At 64.0% G+C, this 16,409-nt stretch carries 12 protein-coding genes; 10 read left to right on the plus strand and 2 right to left on the minus strand.

Features of this window, described 5'->3' with window-relative positions:
* Nucleotides 1-109: 109 nt before the first annotated feature.
* Together fdhA and FO013_RS20280 are read right to left on the minus strand one after the other, a co-directional pair.
* Nucleotides 110-1,324 (minus strand): formaldehyde dehydrogenase, glutathione-independent, encoded by a 1,215-nt coding sequence (gene fdhA, locus FO013_RS20275; protein ID WP_143924375.1) that lies wholly within the window; start codon nt 1,322-1,324, stop codon nt 110-112.
* A 135-nt stretch (nt 1,325-1,459) separates the two neighbouring features.
* On the minus strand, nt 1,460-2,386 hold the full coding sequence (locus tag FO013_RS20280) for a LysR family transcriptional regulator (protein WP_143924376.1): 927 nt from the start codon (nt 2,384-2,386) through the stop codon (nt 1,460-1,462).
* Between the two features lie 186 nt (nt 2,387-2,572).
* Here FO013_RS20280 and FO013_RS20285 point away from each other — a divergent pair, with 186 nt between their 5' ends.
* The 10 genes from FO013_RS20285 (at nt 2,573) to FO013_RS20330 (ending at nt 16,341) form a co-directional block, all read left to right on the plus strand.
* Nucleotides 2,573-3,871 (plus strand): aromatic ring-hydroxylating oxygenase subunit alpha, encoded by a 1,299-nt coding sequence (locus tag FO013_RS20285; protein ID WP_186293238.1) that lies wholly within the window; start codon nt 2,573-2,575, stop codon nt 3,869-3,871.
* Entirely contained in the window at nt 3,868-5,409 is a 1,542-nt protein-coding gene (locus tag FO013_RS20290) for an iron-sulfur cluster-binding domain-containing protein (protein WP_143924378.1), read from the plus strand. Before FO013_RS20285 ends, FO013_RS20290 begins: the two co-directional genes overlap by 4 nt.
* Nucleotides 5,410-5,456: 47 nt before the next feature.
* On the plus strand, nt 5,457-6,809 hold the full coding sequence (locus FO013_RS20295; RefSeq protein WP_143924379.1) for an MFS transporter: 1,353 nt from the start codon (nt 5,457-5,459) through the stop codon (nt 6,807-6,809).
* Between the two features lie 62 nt (nt 6,810-6,871).
* A complete protein-coding gene (locus FO013_RS20300; RefSeq protein ID WP_143924380.1) occupies nt 6,872-9,424 on the plus strand; it encodes a GcvT family protein in 2,553 nt (850 codons plus the stop codon).
* A 292-nt stretch (nt 9,425-9,716) separates the two neighbouring features.
* A complete protein-coding gene (locus tag FO013_RS20305) occupies nt 9,717-10,691 on the plus strand; it encodes a hypothetical protein (RefSeq protein WP_143924381.1) in 975 nt (324 codons plus the stop codon).
* Nucleotides 10,691-11,896 carry an MFS transporter gene (locus FO013_RS20310; RefSeq protein ID WP_143924382.1) on the plus strand — a complete coding sequence of 402 codons (1,206 nt, stop codon included), beginning with the start codon at nt 10,691-10,693 and terminating at the stop codon, nt 11,894-11,896. The genes FO013_RS20305 and FO013_RS20310 overlap by 1 nt, the downstream gene beginning before the upstream one ends.
* 147 nt (nt 11,897-12,043) lie before the next feature.
* Nucleotides 12,044-12,385 carry a DUF1330 domain-containing protein gene (locus FO013_RS20315; RefSeq protein ID WP_143924383.1) on the plus strand — a complete coding sequence of 114 codons (342 nt, stop codon included), beginning with the start codon at nt 12,044-12,046 and terminating at the stop codon, nt 12,383-12,385.
* 205 nt (nt 12,386-12,590) lie between these two features.
* Nucleotides 12,591-13,754 (plus strand): thiolase domain-containing protein, encoded by a 1,164-nt coding sequence (locus FO013_RS20320; RefSeq protein ID WP_143924384.1) that lies wholly within the window; start codon nt 12,591-12,593, stop codon nt 13,752-13,754.
* Entirely contained in the window at nt 13,754-15,463 is a 1,710-nt protein-coding gene (locus FO013_RS20325; protein ID WP_143924385.1) for an AMP-binding protein, read from the plus strand. Before FO013_RS20320 ends, FO013_RS20325 begins: the two co-directional genes overlap by 1 nt.
* Nucleotides 15,460-16,341, plus strand: a complete 882-nt coding sequence (locus FO013_RS20330) for an SDR family NAD(P)-dependent oxidoreductase (RefSeq protein ID WP_143924386.1) — start codon at nt 15,460-15,462, stop codon at nt 16,339-16,341. Before FO013_RS20325 ends, FO013_RS20330 begins: the two co-directional genes overlap by 4 nt.
* Nucleotides 16,342-16,409 lie beyond the last annotated feature (68 nt).

Below are 16,409 nucleotides of genomic sequence, written 5' to 3' on the forward strand. Positions count from 1 at the left end.
TCGACGCAGCACCCGTTTTTCGACGTGGCGGCACGCGGTGGTTGCTGGGTGGAAGGTTGTGGCTCCCTCGTGGCCTGAAGTCGTACGCCCCGAGGCCGCCTCAGATTACTCAGGCCCTGACCATCCCGTGGGGGTCGAGGACGAACTTCTTTGCCACGCCTGAGTCGAACTCTGCGTAGCCCTGCGGGGCATCCTCGAGGGCGATCGGGGTGGCGTTGACGTTCTTCGCGATCGTCACCTTGTCATTGAGGATCGCGTGCATCAGCCCGCGGTTGTACTTCATGACCGGGCACTGGCCGGTGACGAAGACATGGGACTTCGCGAAGCCGAGTCCGAAGCGCATCGACAGCGATCCCTCTTGGGCCGCCTTATCGGCAGCCCCTGGGTCGCCGGTGACGTAGAGCCCGGGAATGCCCAGGCTGCCGCCGGCGCGGGTGATGTCCATGAGCGAGTTGAGCACGGTGGCCGGAGCCTCGGTGGCTGCTTCCTTGCCGTGTCCACGGGCTTCGAAGCCCACGGCATCGATGCCGCAGTCGACCTCGGGAGTGCCGAGGATCTGCTCGATCTGATCCTTCGGGTCGCCTTTGGAGACATCGACGGTCTCGCATCCGAAGGCGCGTGCCTGTGCCAGACGGTCCTCGTTGAGGTCGCCGACGATGACGACCGATGCACCGAGGAGCTGCGCCGAGGTGGCCGCTGCGATTCCGACCGGACCTGCACCGGCGACGTAGACCGTCGAGCCGATGGTGACGCCGGCCCCGACCGCACCGTGGAAGCCGGTGGGGAAGATGTCGGAGAGCATGGCCAGATCGAGGATCTTCTCCATTGCCTGGTCCTTGTCAGGGAACTTCAGGACGTTCCAATCGGCGTAGGGGACGAGCACGTATTCGGCCTGTCCTCCGACCCATCCGCCCATATCGACATAGCCGTAGGCAGAGCCTGGACGATCAGGGTTGACGTTGAGGCAGATGCCGGTCTGGCGCTCGATGCAGTTCCGGCAGCGACCGCAGGAGATGTTGAACGGTACGGAGACGAGATCGCCGACCTTGACGAATTCGACGTCACGACCGACTTCGACCACCTCGCCGGTGATCTCGTGGCCGAGAACGAGCCCTTCAGGTGCAGTGGTGCGGCCCCGGACCATGTGCTGGTCGGAGCCGCAGATGTTCGTGGCCACGGTCTTGAGGATGACGCCGTGATCGACCTTGCGGCCGACGTTGGCTGGATGGACGCCGGGGCCGTCCTTGAGGACGAACTCGGGATACTCAGTGTCGACGACTTCGACCTTGCCGGGACCTGCGTAGCTGATTGCCTTATTGCTCATCGTTGAGTCTCCATTCGAAAGAATGTGGAAGTGGCGAACCTCAGGATGGCCGCAAGGCCTCCTGAAATATCAGTCTTTCATCAGACGTGCCTGCAGTCTCGCCTTTCGATGGCCGGTGTGTCAACAGGCGCAGCCTCATTCGCCGAGGCGGGTCGTAAGAATGTGCTGGGAGGTGGCCCGCAGGTGTCGCAGAGACTCCTTGATCAACGGCGAATTGCGGCTGCCGGTGCGGACTGCTGCGACGATCTTCCGGCTGAGTCTGCCCGGCCCGGTCAGACGGACTCTGGTGACATTGTCCTCCCCGGCGAGGCTGACCAGCCTGGGCAGCAGACTGACGCCCACCCCGACCCCGACGAGGGCTGCCTGCGTTTCCCATTCGACAGATTCGTGGGAGATTCGCGGGGTCACACCGGCCGCGGTGAACGCGGCGATGAACAGTGCGTGATAGGGCGATCCGGGCGCAGCGGTGATCCAATCTTCGGCGGCCAGATCGGCCAGTGTCACAGACTCGAGTGCGGCGACCGGGTGGTCGGAGGGCACCATGACGTCGAGCGGATCGTCGAGCAGGTCGACCTTCTCGAATCGTGGATCGTCTTCGACCTGGACATCGCCCTGCATGGAGACGACGACGGCAAGGTCGATGCGTTCGGCCACGAGGAGTTCGAAGCACCGCGTGGGACTTGCTTCGGTCACATGGACCGTGGATGTGGGGTGAGACCTCTGCAGGTGGGCCGCAAGTGGTGCGAGCAGATTCGCCGAGGCGGTCGAGAAGCCTCCGATTCCGAAATGCGTTGGCGTCTGATCCCCGGCAGTCAAGGAGGAAGCGCGGATGTCCTCCCATTCGGCGATGAGCCTGTCGGAGAGGCGCACGAGATTCTGGCCTGTCGCCGTCAGCCGCAGTCCGCGTCCGTCCTTGACGAGCAGCGTCATACCCAGCGAGTGCTGGAGCTCGCGCAGCTGCCCGGACACGGCCGAGGGGGAATAGCCGGTGAGTTCGGCAGTGGCGGAAACGGTGCCGCAGGCGGCAAACGTGCGCAGTGTGATGAGGCGAGGATCGATCATGGCACTATTGTGCCCTGAATCATGCGGAGATTCCGCACGGAATATGTCAGAATCTCGCGCTTTTTCTGCAGTGTCTTGATGGCTATTGTCTTCTGTGACAGCACCGGTCAACTCACGTGCTTCGGCAGAGAGCCGGGGTTGTCACGGGACGCAATACACCAGCAGCAGACATCAAGGGAGATGGAATTGACCGCAGTGAATCTGGCGCCGACGAAGAAGGGTTTCCCTGCCGGCTTCAGCGAAGAGAGACTCGACGAGATCCGTCAACTGCTCGACACGCGACGTACAGGCTTCTCACTCGAGGCTCCTTTCTACACCGACGACCATCTCTTCAATCTCGATATGCAGGCCATCTTCGGGCAGAACTGGGTCTTCGCCTGCAGCGTCGCAGAGATTCCAGAGCCCGGGGACTATGTCACCCTGGACTTCGGTCCCTATTCCCTTCTCGTGCTGCGCACCGACGACGGCGGAGTCAACGTTCTGCACAATGTGTGTCGCCACCGCGGTGCCCGCGTCCTCACCGAGGCCGCAGGCACCACGGGCAATCTGGTCTGCGGGTACCACTCGTGGACGTATTCGCCCGATGGTCAGCTCATCCACGCCTCGGCGCCGGGTGAGATGGAATTCGACAAGGCCTGCTACTCGCTCAAGCGCGCGCACGGGAAGATCGTCGCGGGACTCGTCTTCCTCTGCTTGGCAGAGGAACCCCCCACCGACTTCGACGACACCGCGGCGATCTTCGCCCCCTACGTCGGACCGCACGAGCTTGCGAAGACCAAGGTGGCCTATCAGCAGAACATCGTGGAGGAGGCCAACTGGAAGCTCGTGATGGAGAACAACCGCGAGTGCTACCACTGCGATGGCCACCCGGAGCTTGCCTGCGCCCTGTTTCCGACCTGGGGACTGACCGATGAGACGATCCCGCCTCACCTGGAAGACGTCTGGGACCGCAATCAGCAGGCACAGGCTGCACTGGAATACCGGTGCCGTCGCTACGGACTGCCCTATGAAGTCGTCGAGGAACTCGACACCCGCATCGCCGGAATTCGGATCTCACGCGAATCCCTGGACGGGCAGGGGGAGTCGTTCTCGGCCGACGGCCGACGTCTGGTGAAGAAGCTCCTCGGGGATCTTCCCGATTTTCGATTGGGTCGCTGCTCGATGCACCTGCAGCCCAACAGCTGGTTCCACCTCCTCGGGGATCATGTGGTGACCTTCACCGTGCTCCCGATCAACGCGCATCAGACACTCGTGCGCACCACCTGGCTCGTCGCCGACGACGCGGTAGAAGGCGTCGACTACGACCTCGAAACATTGACGCATACGTGGAAGCAGACGAACCTCCAGGACAAGAACTTCGTCGAGCTCTGCCAGCAGGGAGCGACGAGTCCGTTCTACGAGCAGGGCCCGTATATGAAGAGCGAATATCAGGTCGAGGCCTTCATCAACTGGTACACCCAGCGGATGCGGGAGCACGTGGGATGAAGCGCGTCGCCGACCCCATGACTCCGCTGGCGCAGCGGACCCGGGGCCTCGAGATGCCATGGAACCGGGTCCTCTCCAGCACGGCGGGGCCTGCCGGTGCCGCCACGGCTCTGGGACCTTGGCATCCGCAGGAGTTCTCCGCCGAGTGCGTGGAGACCATCCCCGAGGCGGGCGACATGATGGTCTTCGTCTTCCGGCGCATGGACGGTGCTCCACTGGCATTCCGGTCCGGTCAGTACATCAACATCGACTTTCCCGTGCATGGCCCGGATGCCGAGCCGGTGTCGAGGAGCTACTCGATCTCGAGTGCCCCGACGGAACCGTGGACGTTCTCCATCACGATCAAACGTGACCCGAAGGGGCTTGTCTCCACGTGGGCACACGAGTCCCTTCGGGTCGGCACCACGCTTGAGATGCTGGGCCCGGTGGGAGCGTTCCACCTCGCTGACTACGATCGGCGAGCCCGTTACCTCCTGCTTGCAGCCGGTGCGGGGATCACTCCGCTGATGTCGATGGTGCGTACGATCCATTCGCTGCCGGGTCAGGCCGATGTCGTCCTTCTCTATCACGGTTCTGCCCCAGATCGCTTCGCTTTCGCCGAGGAGCTCAACTTCCTGCAGAAGGCCGACTTTCGCATTGAGGTCATATATACCCTCGGCGATCGGGAGCAGGCCGAGGATTCGGCCGGCGCTGCAAGCGTCTGGGTCGGAAAGACCGGCCGTCTCTCGACCGCGCTCCTCGAAGAGGTAGTCCCCGATGCCAACGGGCGGCAGGTGTTCGCATGTGGTCCCGAGGGATATCTCAACACGGCGACGGACTGCTTGCGCGAGGTCGGAGTGGACGACACCTCGGTGTTCATGGAGTTCTTCTCGGGCGATCGGGAGACCCGTGCCGAATACGCCGAGGAAGTGGCGATCGCAGGCGAGATCGCCGAAGAGATCGCATCGGCCACCGAGGAATACTACGAAGCGCAGCCCGCCGCCTTGGAGATGTACGAACCCGAATATACGGCCGACGGGCCCGTCGAGGCCACAGGTTCGACGCTCGAGGCCGTCGACGCCTTGGCCGAAGTTCCGGTCGAGCCGGAGGCCGAAGTAGTCGTGGCGGGGATCGAGCCTGGGACGGCCGCCGAGGCGGGGGATGAGCCGGTGCTGGACACCAGATCAGACTCCGCAGTCGGAAACTCCCCGGCGACCGCCTCGGCGACGGACGATGACGCAGCAGGTGACGAAGTCACGGTTGTCGATCCGACGACCTTCGCTACCGTGGGCGAAGGCGAGCACCTGATGTCCTTTGTGCGCACTGGACTCAACGTTCGCGTGGATTCGAAGGAATTCGTCCTCGACGCAGCTCGTCGTGCCGGTGTGAAGATCGGTGCGAACTGCCAAGAAGGCATGTGCGGTTCGTGCAAGGTCGTCAAACTCGACGGGGAGGTCGACATGAATCACCAGGGCGGCATCCGCGCTAGAGAGATCGATGCCGGGAAGTTCCTTCCCTGCTGCTCGACGGCGACGAGCGACCTGGTCATCGACGCCTGAGCGACAAGTCGAGTACATTCGCCAGGCTGTGGATCAAAGGAGACCACATGACACAGCAGAAGGGCATCGGGCCAGTCGCTCCGGGCGCAGCCGATTCCACATCAAGTTCCGTCGTTGTCGGACGGACCTCGGTCGACGAGGCGCCGCTGAACAAACTCGTCATCCTCGTCGCAATCGCGGCGTTCGGCGGCATCTTCATCGACGGATATATTCTCGGCGTCATCGGGGGTGCGGTCGAACCGGCGGCAGCCGAACTGGGGCTGACGACAGTCGGCCAGGGACTCATCGCCGCCAGCGCTCTCATCGGCATCTTCATCAGCGGGCTCTTCTTCGGGCGCATCGCTGACAGGTACGGCCGCAAGAGGGTTTTCTTCTGGAACCTGGTCGGCTTCTTCGTGGTCTCCCTGGCCCAGCTCTTCGTTGTGGGCACCTGGGATCTCGTGGCCATGCGTCTTCTGCTGGGCCTGCTCATCGGAGTCGAGTACGCCGTGGGTACGTCATTGCTGGCAGAATTCACTCCCCGCCGACACAGGAGCGTGCTGCTGGGATCGATCGCTGCGTTCTGGTTCATCGGGTTCATCGCCGCATTCGTCGTCGCGCACCTCTGGAGTCCGGATTCCTGGCGCCTGCTCCTGGCCAGCAGTGCGATTCCGGCACTCATCGTGCTTCTCCTGCGGATGGCTCTTCCCGAGTCTCCCCGCTGGCTGCAGTCGCAAGGTCGCACGGCAGAGGCACAGAAGATCGTGTCGGAGAACTACGGCCCACAGTACGTGCTGCCTTCGGCTCCGACCGAGGTTGTCAGGACGCGACTGCGCGACTTCTTCCGTGAGAACGATTGGCGCACGGTCACCTACGCGGGACTGTTCTGGTTCTGCCAGGTCGGGCCGCTCTTCGCCATCTTCACGTTCATCGTGCCTGTGCTCGACGAGCTCGGCCTCAACAACGGATTCTCCACCGATCTGTTCATGAATGGGCTCCAGCTTCTCGGCGCCGGTCTCGGGCTGTGGCTGCTCTGGCGGCTGCCGCGTCGGACATTCGTCATCTGGACTTTCGCGATCATGGTGATCCTGCTCGTCTTCCTGGGCGGATGGTCCGGCCAGCCCGCGATGCTGACGTTCATCGTCTTCGGGGCATTCGTTCTCATCATCACGGCATCTAACAGCGTCCAGTACGTCTATCCACCGGAGATGTTCGAGACCAGGTTCCGCAGCACCGGAGTCGGCTACGCCGCCGCATTCAGCCGCATCGGAGCCGCCGGAGCCACCTACCTGTTTCCGCTCACTCTTGAGCATCTCGGTGTCTCGAGCACTCTGCTCATAGCCGCGATCTTTCCAGCCGTCGGATTCGTCGCTTCGGTGTTCTGGGCGCCGGAGACGAAATACCAATCCTTGGATGTCTGAGCACAACGACGACATCCGCTGCCCCATCAACTTTCACCACCGCACCAACTAAGGAGTACACAGTGCCGATTTCCTCACCATCTTCACCTCGCGTGGTCATCATCGGAGCCGGCATCGTCGGAGCCAACCTCGCGGACGAACTCGCCCAGCTCGGCTGGACCAACACCCTCGTGCTCGAACAGGGGCCCTTGAATATCCCTGGTGGCTCGACCTCGCATGCCCCCGGCCTGGTGTTCTCCTCGAACGGGTCGAAGTCGATGACCGAGTTCGCGCAGTACACGATTGAGAAGCTCACCTCGCTGACTGGCCCCGATGGTCGCGGTTCGTTCCTGCCCGTCGGCGGACTTGAGATCGCCACCCAGGAAGACCGACTCCAGGACCTGCACCGTCGTGCCGGTTGGAATCGGTCCTGGGGTGTCGACGCCGAGGTGGTCGATGCGCAGGAATGCCTGCGGTTGTTCCCTATGCTCAATCCGGACAAGGTCCTCGGCGGGCTTCTGACTCCGGGTGATGGGCTGGCGCTCGCCGCCCGTGGCACCCAGTTGGTCATGGACCGCGCTCGGGCCGCTGGTGTCGAGTTCCGCGACCGCACCACCGTCACCGGTATCGAACAGTCCGGTGGCAAGGTCACCGCAGTGCTGGCCGGCGACGACAGGTTCCCGGCGGACATCGTCGTCTCCTGTGCCGGATTCTGGGGGCCGAAGATCGGTGAGATGGTCGGCACGACGATCCCGCTGCTGCCGCTGGGGCACCAGTTCGCCTGGACGACCGAGGTGCCCAGCCTCGTCGGCAAGAACGAGCAGCCGGCAGGAGCCTCGGCGCCCATTCTCCGCTACCAGGACAAGGACCTCTACTACCGCGAATGGGGTGAGCGGATCGGGATCGGCTCCTATGCTCACCGGCCGATGCCAGTCGACCTCGATACGCTGCGCACCTATTCGCCCGATGAGATCACCGACGAGGTCATGCCATCGAGCCTCGAGTTCACACCCGAGGACTTCGCCCGAGAATGGGAGGCTACCAAGGAACTGCTCCCCGAACTGCGCCAGACCCAGGTCCAGCGCGGTTTCAACGGCATCTTCTCCTTCACTCCCGACGGCGGATCGCTCGTGGGGCAGTCCCGAGAAGTCGACGGATTCTTCGTCGCCGAGGCGGTCTGGGTCACCCACGGTGCCGGCATCGCGAAGGCCGTTGCCGAACTCATCTCACTTGGGCGTTCGAACACGGACTTGTCCGGCATTGACCTCAACCGCTTCGAAGACGCACTGACGACACCCGAATACGTCAGCGAGACTTCCCAGCAGAATTTCGTCGAGATCTACGACGTCATCCACCCGCTGCAGCCACGGGTCTCGCCTCGGGACGTGCGGCTCAGTCCCTTCAATGACCGGCAGAAGGAGCTCGGGGCATTCTTCCTCGAGACGAACGGGTGGGAGCGCCCGCACTGGTACGAAGCCAACGCTGCGTTGCTCAACGAACTGCCTGAGGAATGGAAGGCTCCTGAGCGTGAGGGGTGGGCGGACATGTTCCACTCGCCGATCGCGGCGGTCGAAGCGTGGAAGACGCGGACGAATGTGGCCATGTATGACATGACCGCTCTCAAGCGCTTCGAGGTCAAGGGGCCAGGAGCTGGTGAGCTGCTGCATGGGCTGACCACCTCGTCGATGCTGCGCAAGCCGGGAGCTGTCAGCTACACCCTTCTGCTTGATGACGAGGGCGGCATCACCAGCGACATCACCGTCGCGATCCTCGACGAGCAGACCTACCAGGTGGGCGCGAACTCGAATATCGACTTCGCCACCATCACCCGCGCCGCACGGGAACAGTCGGCGGCAGATCCGAGCAAGTGGGCTACCGTGCGCGAGACGACTCAGGGAACCTGCTGCATCGGTCTCTGGGGTCCGCTCGCCCGGGAGGTCATCGGCCAGGTCAGCACCGACGATCTCAGCAACGACGGGCTCAAATACTTCCGTACCAAGCAGATCACCATCGGCGGCATTCCCGTCACGGCGATGCGCCTGTCCTACGTCGGTGAGCTCGGCTGGGAACTCTACACCTCGATGGATCTGGGACACCGGCTCTGGGACGTGCTGTGGGAGGCCGGTCGGGAATTCGGGCTCATCGCCGGAGGTCGAGAAGCCTTCAATTCGATGCGCCTGGAGAAGGGATTCCGCTCCTTCGGCTCCGATATGACCAGCGAGCACGAGCCCGTCCAGGCCGGACTCGGCTTCGCGGTCAAGGCTTCGAAGACCGATGACTTCCGCGGCAAAGCTGCGTTGGCGGACCGAGCCGCAGCTGCGACTCAGAAGCTGACGTGCCTGACTCTGGACCGGCGCGAAGACGTCGTGCTCGGCAGCGAACCCGTGTATGTGACTGGGGGCGCTGGATCCGGGACAAGTGCCGACGGTGCCGGCAACGGTGCGGACAAGGCCGACGGCTACGTCACCTCGGCGGCCTATGGATACTCGATCGGAGCGACCATCGCCTACGCCTGGCTGCCGAACACGCTGGGTGTCGGAGACGGTGTCGAGATCGAGTACTTGGGACGCAGGCTGCCTGCGACTGTCACCGCTGAGCCGATCTTCGACCCGGAGATGACCCGGCTGAAGGGTTGAGCAAACCCGCACCGACATCATCGAACCAACGGCGCCCTGTCGAGACACCTGTGCAGACATGTGTGTCTCGGCAGGGCGCCGTTGTTTCGATGAGAATGAGTGCTGGTCACTCGTTTGCAGGCGGGAGCAGAATGGGGACCTCTGCGACCGCGGCCGAGAGACGTGTAGACCGTGACCCTCGCCGAGGTGGCCCGGACGCATTCATATTCCCTCCTTTGGGGGATTGTTCGGGCTGCAGCAGAGCCACAGACTGGAGGACATCATCTAGAGACGCATATCTATAGGAGTCCTCATGCCGGCGACACAGTTGTCCCGACTGCCCCGCCTCGTGCAGCAACTCGCGGTGTTGGCCGCAGTCGCGGCTGCGGTACCGTACCTATTCTTTAAGGTCCTGTGGTTATCAGGCTCGACCGTTGGCATGACATCGGCGGCTGACGCCGGAGAGATGCATGGGACCCGCTACCTCATCGGCAACACCGTCACCGTCGCAATGGTGCTCGTCGCTGTCGGTCTTGTCATGGCTCTGACCTGCAGGTGGGCTCGGCGAGTTCCCGGGGCGGTGATCTTCATCCTCGGTGCCGGGGCTGCCGGGCTCCTGGCTCCGATTCTGCTGGGGCTACCGCTCGGCGTCGTTATTCAGTCACTCACCGGCGCGGATACGCAGCCAGCCGATCAAGGATTGACCCCCTGGGTGTTCGGATTTGTCTACGCCGGATTCTGCGTCCTGGCCGTGGCGATGGCCATCTCCGTGGGTGCGCATGTGGTCGATCGCTGGGGACACCTGCTGACTGCTCCACCGTCCGCACCTTCTGCTTTCGCGGTGGCCTGTGGCGCAGTCGGGATGCTTCCCGTCTCCGGTGCCATGGCCTACTGGGGTGTGATGGGCCCAGGAAGTCTCGGACCGCAGGGCATGGACCTGCCGGCGCAGCGGACCGTGCTGGTGGTGACAGCCCTGCTCGGCGTGTCCGCGTTCGTCATCCCACTGATCTCCCGCCATCTGGCGCTCTGGCCGCGGACGGCCTGGCTGGTGACGTGGACAGGATGCTGTGTCGTCGTCCTCCAGGGCCCGACTCAGATCCTTCTCGCTCAAGACGCAGTCGTTCAGCCGCTGGTGGTCGTGCTCGCCCTTGCAGCTGTCCCCGGAGGCAGCATCTACGGTCTGGCTGTGATGCGCAGGTATCTGCAGTCGCGTCCGAACCCCGATTCTGCTGTCCTTGCCCGGCGCGGGCAGAATCCATCTCCGCCAGATCAAGTGAGTCCGGTCTGATGCCCAGATGGCTGTTCGTACTGCTGGCCGCCGCCTTCGTCCTCTACACCGACGACTACGTCATCGCCGGCATACTCCCCGAAATCGCCCGTGACCTCGACGTCACCGAGGGGCAGGCGGGCCAGCTCGTCACGGCGTTCTCCGTGACGGTCGCGGTGGGCGCGCCTCTCGCGGCCGTCGTCACGTCACGCCTTCCCCGTCGCCTCCTGTTCGCGATCGCGCTGCTGATCTTCACCGCCGCGAATCTTCTCGCCGCGGTCGTGGGCTCATTTGGTGCGCTGTTGCTGCTGCGCATCGTCGCCGCCTTGGCCACCGCAATTGCGACCCCGGCGATCTTTGCCTTCGCTGCGCGGCAGGCACCGATTGACAAGGCAGGGCGCTTCATCGCGGTCATCTCGCTTGGAGTGACAGGATCGATCGCCGTCGGAGTGCCGCTGGGCACGTGGATCGGTGGAGTCTTCGGGTGGCGCGCGACATTCCTGACCATGGGAGTCTGCGGAATCGTGGTGCTGCTCGCCGTCCTCATCACGTTGCCGCAGGCCCGCGCGGAAGACACGCTCACCGGGGTGCGGGACCAGCTGCGCGTCCTCCTGCAGGGACGGATCTCCCTGAGCCTGATCGCGAATTGTTCGCTGATGACCGGATCGATGATGATGCTCACCTATCTCGCTCCCTATCTGAGTGCAGTCGCCGGCGCAGACGTCGATGATCGTGCGCTCGCCTTCGGCCTCGCTGGAGTGGCGGGAATCCTCGGTATCTGGTTGGCAGGGGAGGCCGTCGACCGATGGGGAGCAGACCGCACCCTAGCCATCGGCGTCGGTGCCATCGTCGCCTCGATGCTCGGATTCTCGGTGATATGGATAAGCAGACCCGTGCCTCTGTGGCTTATCCTCATCACAACGACCTTCTGGGGAGGGATGGCGATGGGGAATTCGCCTGCCGTCCAGTCGCGTCTGGCCTCGATGGCTGGCCCGCTGGCTGGGCATGCGCTGGCACTCAACACTTCCAGCACCTACCTGGGAGTCTCCGGCGGTGCGGCGATCGGCGGAGTCGCGCTGTCCGTAGTCGGTCCGGGGGCCTTGCCGCTGGCGTCGGCTGTCTTCGTCCTCGGATCACTCCTGCTGTTCTTGGTCTCCCGCCAGTCGAATTCTCGCTGCGCGGACCCACCTCGGTCGCAGTCCACACAGATGAGGAACGAGAAATGAGGAGAGGAACGACATGCGAGAACGAAACGAGACGTCGCAATACGCGATTCGGGCCGAATTGGGCTGTGGACCGGTCACCTGCCAGACGCTCCCGAGGACCCGCACGATGCTTTCGACCGACTGCCTGATGACTGGAGGACACCCCTGATGACCGCCTACGCGATCGCCCATCTGCAGGAGGCCGAACCTCATCCCGATGTCCTCGAATACATCGAGAGGATCGGCGGAACCTTTCAGCCCTTCGGCGGCCGCTTCCTCGTGCATGGCACTCCGCACGAGGTCAGGGAAGGCACATGGCCCGGGCACGTCGTCATTATCGGATTTCCGAGCCTCGACCAGGCCCGCGCATGGTGGGACTCTCCGGCCTATCAGGAGATCTCTCCGCTGCGGTCACGGCACATCGCCAGTGACATCATCCTCGTCGACGGTGTGCCCGTGGACTACGACCCGGCAGAGACTGCGCGGGCGATGCGCGGCGGATCCGCGTAGCTCCGAGGACCGCGCAGCTTCGGCGGCCACGCAGCCGCTTCGGCGACCGGACAACTCCAGCAACGTAGTGCCGCCGACTGCGGCCGAGGCACTCCTTGTTCCATATGGTGGATTCGTATTGACCGATAACTGGGACTGACGAAAGTATGACAGCAAGAGTTACTGTCGACTGCCCCACCTCGGTGGCGGACCCGAAGGAGTGTCCATGCCCAAGCCTGCGATCATCGGTTGGTCCCACGGAAAGTTCGGCCGCTCCGAATCACCTCTTCCCGAGATGATGGCCGAAGTCGCCAGAGGGGCCATTGCCGATGCGGGACTCGAACCGGCCGACATCGACGTCATCCATGTCGGCGTCTACAACAACGGTCTGTCCAAGCAGGGATTCGAGGCAGCGCTTCCCGGGGTCGTCTTCCCCGAACTGGCCCTCACGCCAGCGCACCGGCATGAGAATGCCTGTGCCACGGGCTCGACTGCGGTCTTCGCCGCCCATGATTCCATTGCCGCCGGCCGGCATAAGACTGCCCTGGTCATCGGGGCAGAACGAATGACCCAGGCATCTGGTCATGACGTCAACGAGGTCCTGCTCAGTGCCAGCTACCGGGAAGAAGAGGAGCACTTCAAGTCCTTCGCCGGTGTCTTCGGAGAGATCGCCCGCCAGTACTTCGAACGCTACGGCGATCACTCACAGGCCCTGGCGACGATCGCTGCGAAGAACCACGCCAACGGTGCCCGCAATCCGCTTGCCCATATGCAGAAGGACCTCGGCTTCGAGTTCTGCAACACGGTCTCGGAGAAGAACCCCTACGTCGCGGAACCGCTGCGCCGCACCGACTGCTCGATGGTCTCCGATGGGGCTGTTGCACTCGTCATGGCCGCCGAAGATGTCGCCGCCTCGGCCCCACAAGCGGTGACTTGGCGCGGCATGGGCAATGCCAATGATGTCCTTCCCCTGTCCCAGCGCGACCCCTTGGAGATGGCCGGAGCCCGCCGCGCCATGGCCCAGGCGCTCGACGCCGCTGGAATCGGCATCTTCGACCTCGACCTGCTCGAGACCCACGACTGCTTCACCATCGCCGAGCTCCTCGAATACGAGGCCTTCGGACTCGCTGAACCCGGCCAGGGTCATCGTCTCCTCGCCGAGGGCACAACAGCCGTCGGCGGACGCCTGCCGGTCAACCCCTCGGGCGGACTCAAGGCCAAGGGCCACCCGATCGGCGCCACCGGCGTCTCCATGCACGCGCTCGCCGCCGCCCAGCTCACGGGCCGCTCGCCAGGCATCCAGATTCAGGATCCAGAACTGGCCGGAGTCTTCAACATGGGCGGAGCCGCCGTATCCAACTTCGCCTCGATCCTCGAGCGCGCACGCTGATGCGCGCCATCTCCCAGACCTCGCCGGCCAAGGACTTCACACCCACACCTCGGCGAGGGGTCAACGTCTCCCGCTTCCTCACTCAGACTGCTCGGCGGATCCCCGACCACACCGCGGTCATCGACGACGACCACTCAGTGCGCTGGACCTGGAGCGAACTCGACGCTCGCGCCGAGGCGCTTGCACTGGCCCTCCAGGCCGGGGGAGTGGGCAGGCGCGACAGCGTCCTCCTCGTCTCGGCCAACCACGCCGAGGTGATCCAATCCTTCTGGGGCATCATCCGAGCCGGAGCCGTCATCGCCCCACCCAATGCCGCACTGTCAACCGAAGAGCTGCTGAGCATCAGCTCCGATGTCATCCCGGCCGCGATCATCGTCGACCGCGCCCATGTCGACTTCGTCGAGGCACTGAAGCAGACAGGCTTCACCGGCGCCGTGCTGTGGATCGGTGAGCTGCCAGATGGATCACCCTCGAACACGGCTGCGGAGAGTGTCGCAGAGGTCGGCGACTTCGCGGTCGAGGAGGATGACCCCTGTTGGTACTTCTTCACCTCCGGATCCACGGGCAAGCCCAAGGCAGCCACATTCACGCACCGCCACCTCGGCGCGGTGCTGGCGAACCATCGCTGCGATCTCTTCCCCGTCGAGGACGAGAACGGGGCCTCACTCGTACTCGCGCCGCTCTCGCACGGGGCAGGCATCCATATGCTCGCGCAGGTCTTCGGCGGGACTCCTTCGGTCATCCATCCTGGTGGGAAGGCCGATCCGGGCACTCTGTGGGACTCGATCGACGGCTACCAGATCACCAACGCCTTCACGGTCCCGACCATTCTCAACCGCATCGTCGCAGGCTACCCGGCGGATCGCGGGCCCGCCGATCACAGCCTCAAACGTGTCGTCTACGCGGGTGCCCCGATGCTCGCAGCCGACCAGTCACGTGCCCTTCAACGACTCGGTCCCTGCTTGGTGCAGTACTTCGGCCTCGCCGAGGTGACCGGTGCGATCACTGTTCTCCGCCCCGAAGAGCACGGAACGATCCCCGTCGACTCCGCCGGCATCGGCACCTGTGGCAGAGCCCGCACCGGAGTCGACATCGTCATCCTCGACGAGTCGGGCCGGGAGTCGGCCGCCGGTGATCAGGGTGAGGTCTGCGTGGCCGGACCCACCGTCTGCGCAGGTTACCTCGGACGCGCCGATGCCAACGCCGAGTCCTTCGCCCACGGCGTCTTCCATACCGGCGACGTCGGCTACCTCGACGAATCGGGCTTCCTGTTCCTCACCGGCCGCAAATCCGATATGTACATCTCCGGCGGGTCGAACGTCTACCCGCGAGAAATCGAGGAACTCCTTCTTACCGACGCCGAGGTGGCCCAGGCCGTTGTCGTGGGAGTGCCCGATGCGCAGTGGGGAGAGATCGGCATCGCAATCATCGAACCGGCGTCGAGTCGCGCGGCGAATGCCAGCGCCGGCTCGAGCGCTGAGGCAGGTGCCGACGCTGAGGCAGGTGCCGACCCGAGCGCGGGAACGGACCCGAGCGCGGGAACGGACCCGAGCGAACGGCTGCGCGCCCTGTGCAAGTCAGCGCTCGCGCCGTACAAGGTGCCCAAGGAGATCCACTTCGTCGAGGCGATGCCTGTCACGGCGTATGGGAAGCTGGCACGCAAGGAGCTCAAGGCCGAATACTCGGCAGGGCGGGGAAGCGCACGATGAGCGATCTCAACGGAAAAATCGTCATGGCCATCGGCTGCGGCGCCCCGGATGGGCAGGTCAACAATGGGTTCGCGGCAGCGAAGGCATTCCTCGCAGCAGGCGCGAAAGTATGCATCGTCGACCGCGACCGGGCGGCACTCGACCACGCACGGGCGGCCCTCGGGGAGGCCCGCGCCCCAGGTGACGAGGCCCGCGCCCCAGGGGACGGGGCCAGTTCCCTGGATCGCCTCGGCGAGGGTGGCGACCTGGACTCCCTTGTGACCACAGTCGTCGCCGACGTCGGGGACGAGGACTCCCTGTCGGCGGCCTTCGACCACTGCGCGTCGACGCTTGGTGAGCCCACGGTGCTGCATTTCAACGTCGGCATCGTCGTCAACGGCGGACTCGACACACTGGAAACCTCCACCTTCGCGAAGGCCCTCGACATCAACCTCACGGGAGCATTCGCGGCGATGAAGCAGGCGCTGCCGTACATGCGCAGGGCCGGAGGCGGATCGATCATCACGGTCTCCTCGGTGGGTGGAATGCGCTACATGGGCTACGACTACCCCGCCTATGCCGCATCGAAGGCGGGACTCATCGAACTCACGAAGGTCGTCGGCGCCCAGTACGCATCCGAGGGAATACGCGCGAACTCCATCGCACCGGGGCTCATCGAGACACCACTCATCCACAACTCGATCAGCGGCCACTACGACTCGGTCGAGGACATGCTCGCAGCCAGACATGCTCTGTCGCCGACGGGGAAGATGGGCCAACCAGGCGACATTGCGAAGCTCGCTGTGTTCCTCGCCTCAGACGACTCGAGCTATATCAACTCCACACTCATCCCGGTCGACGGCGGACTCGTCCACTTCGCCGGAACCCCGAAGAGCTGACCCCGAAGACCTGATCAGATTGCGGGCCTGAACAGACCGACAGAACCAGCCGTGACGAAGCAGTCGCG

The sequence above is a fragment of the Brevibacterium aurantiacum genome (genome assembly GCF_007558825.1).
In the GTDB taxonomy this organism is placed as follows: Bacteria; Actinomycetota; Actinomycetes; order Actinomycetales; family Brevibacteriaceae; genus Brevibacterium; species Brevibacterium aurantiacum_A.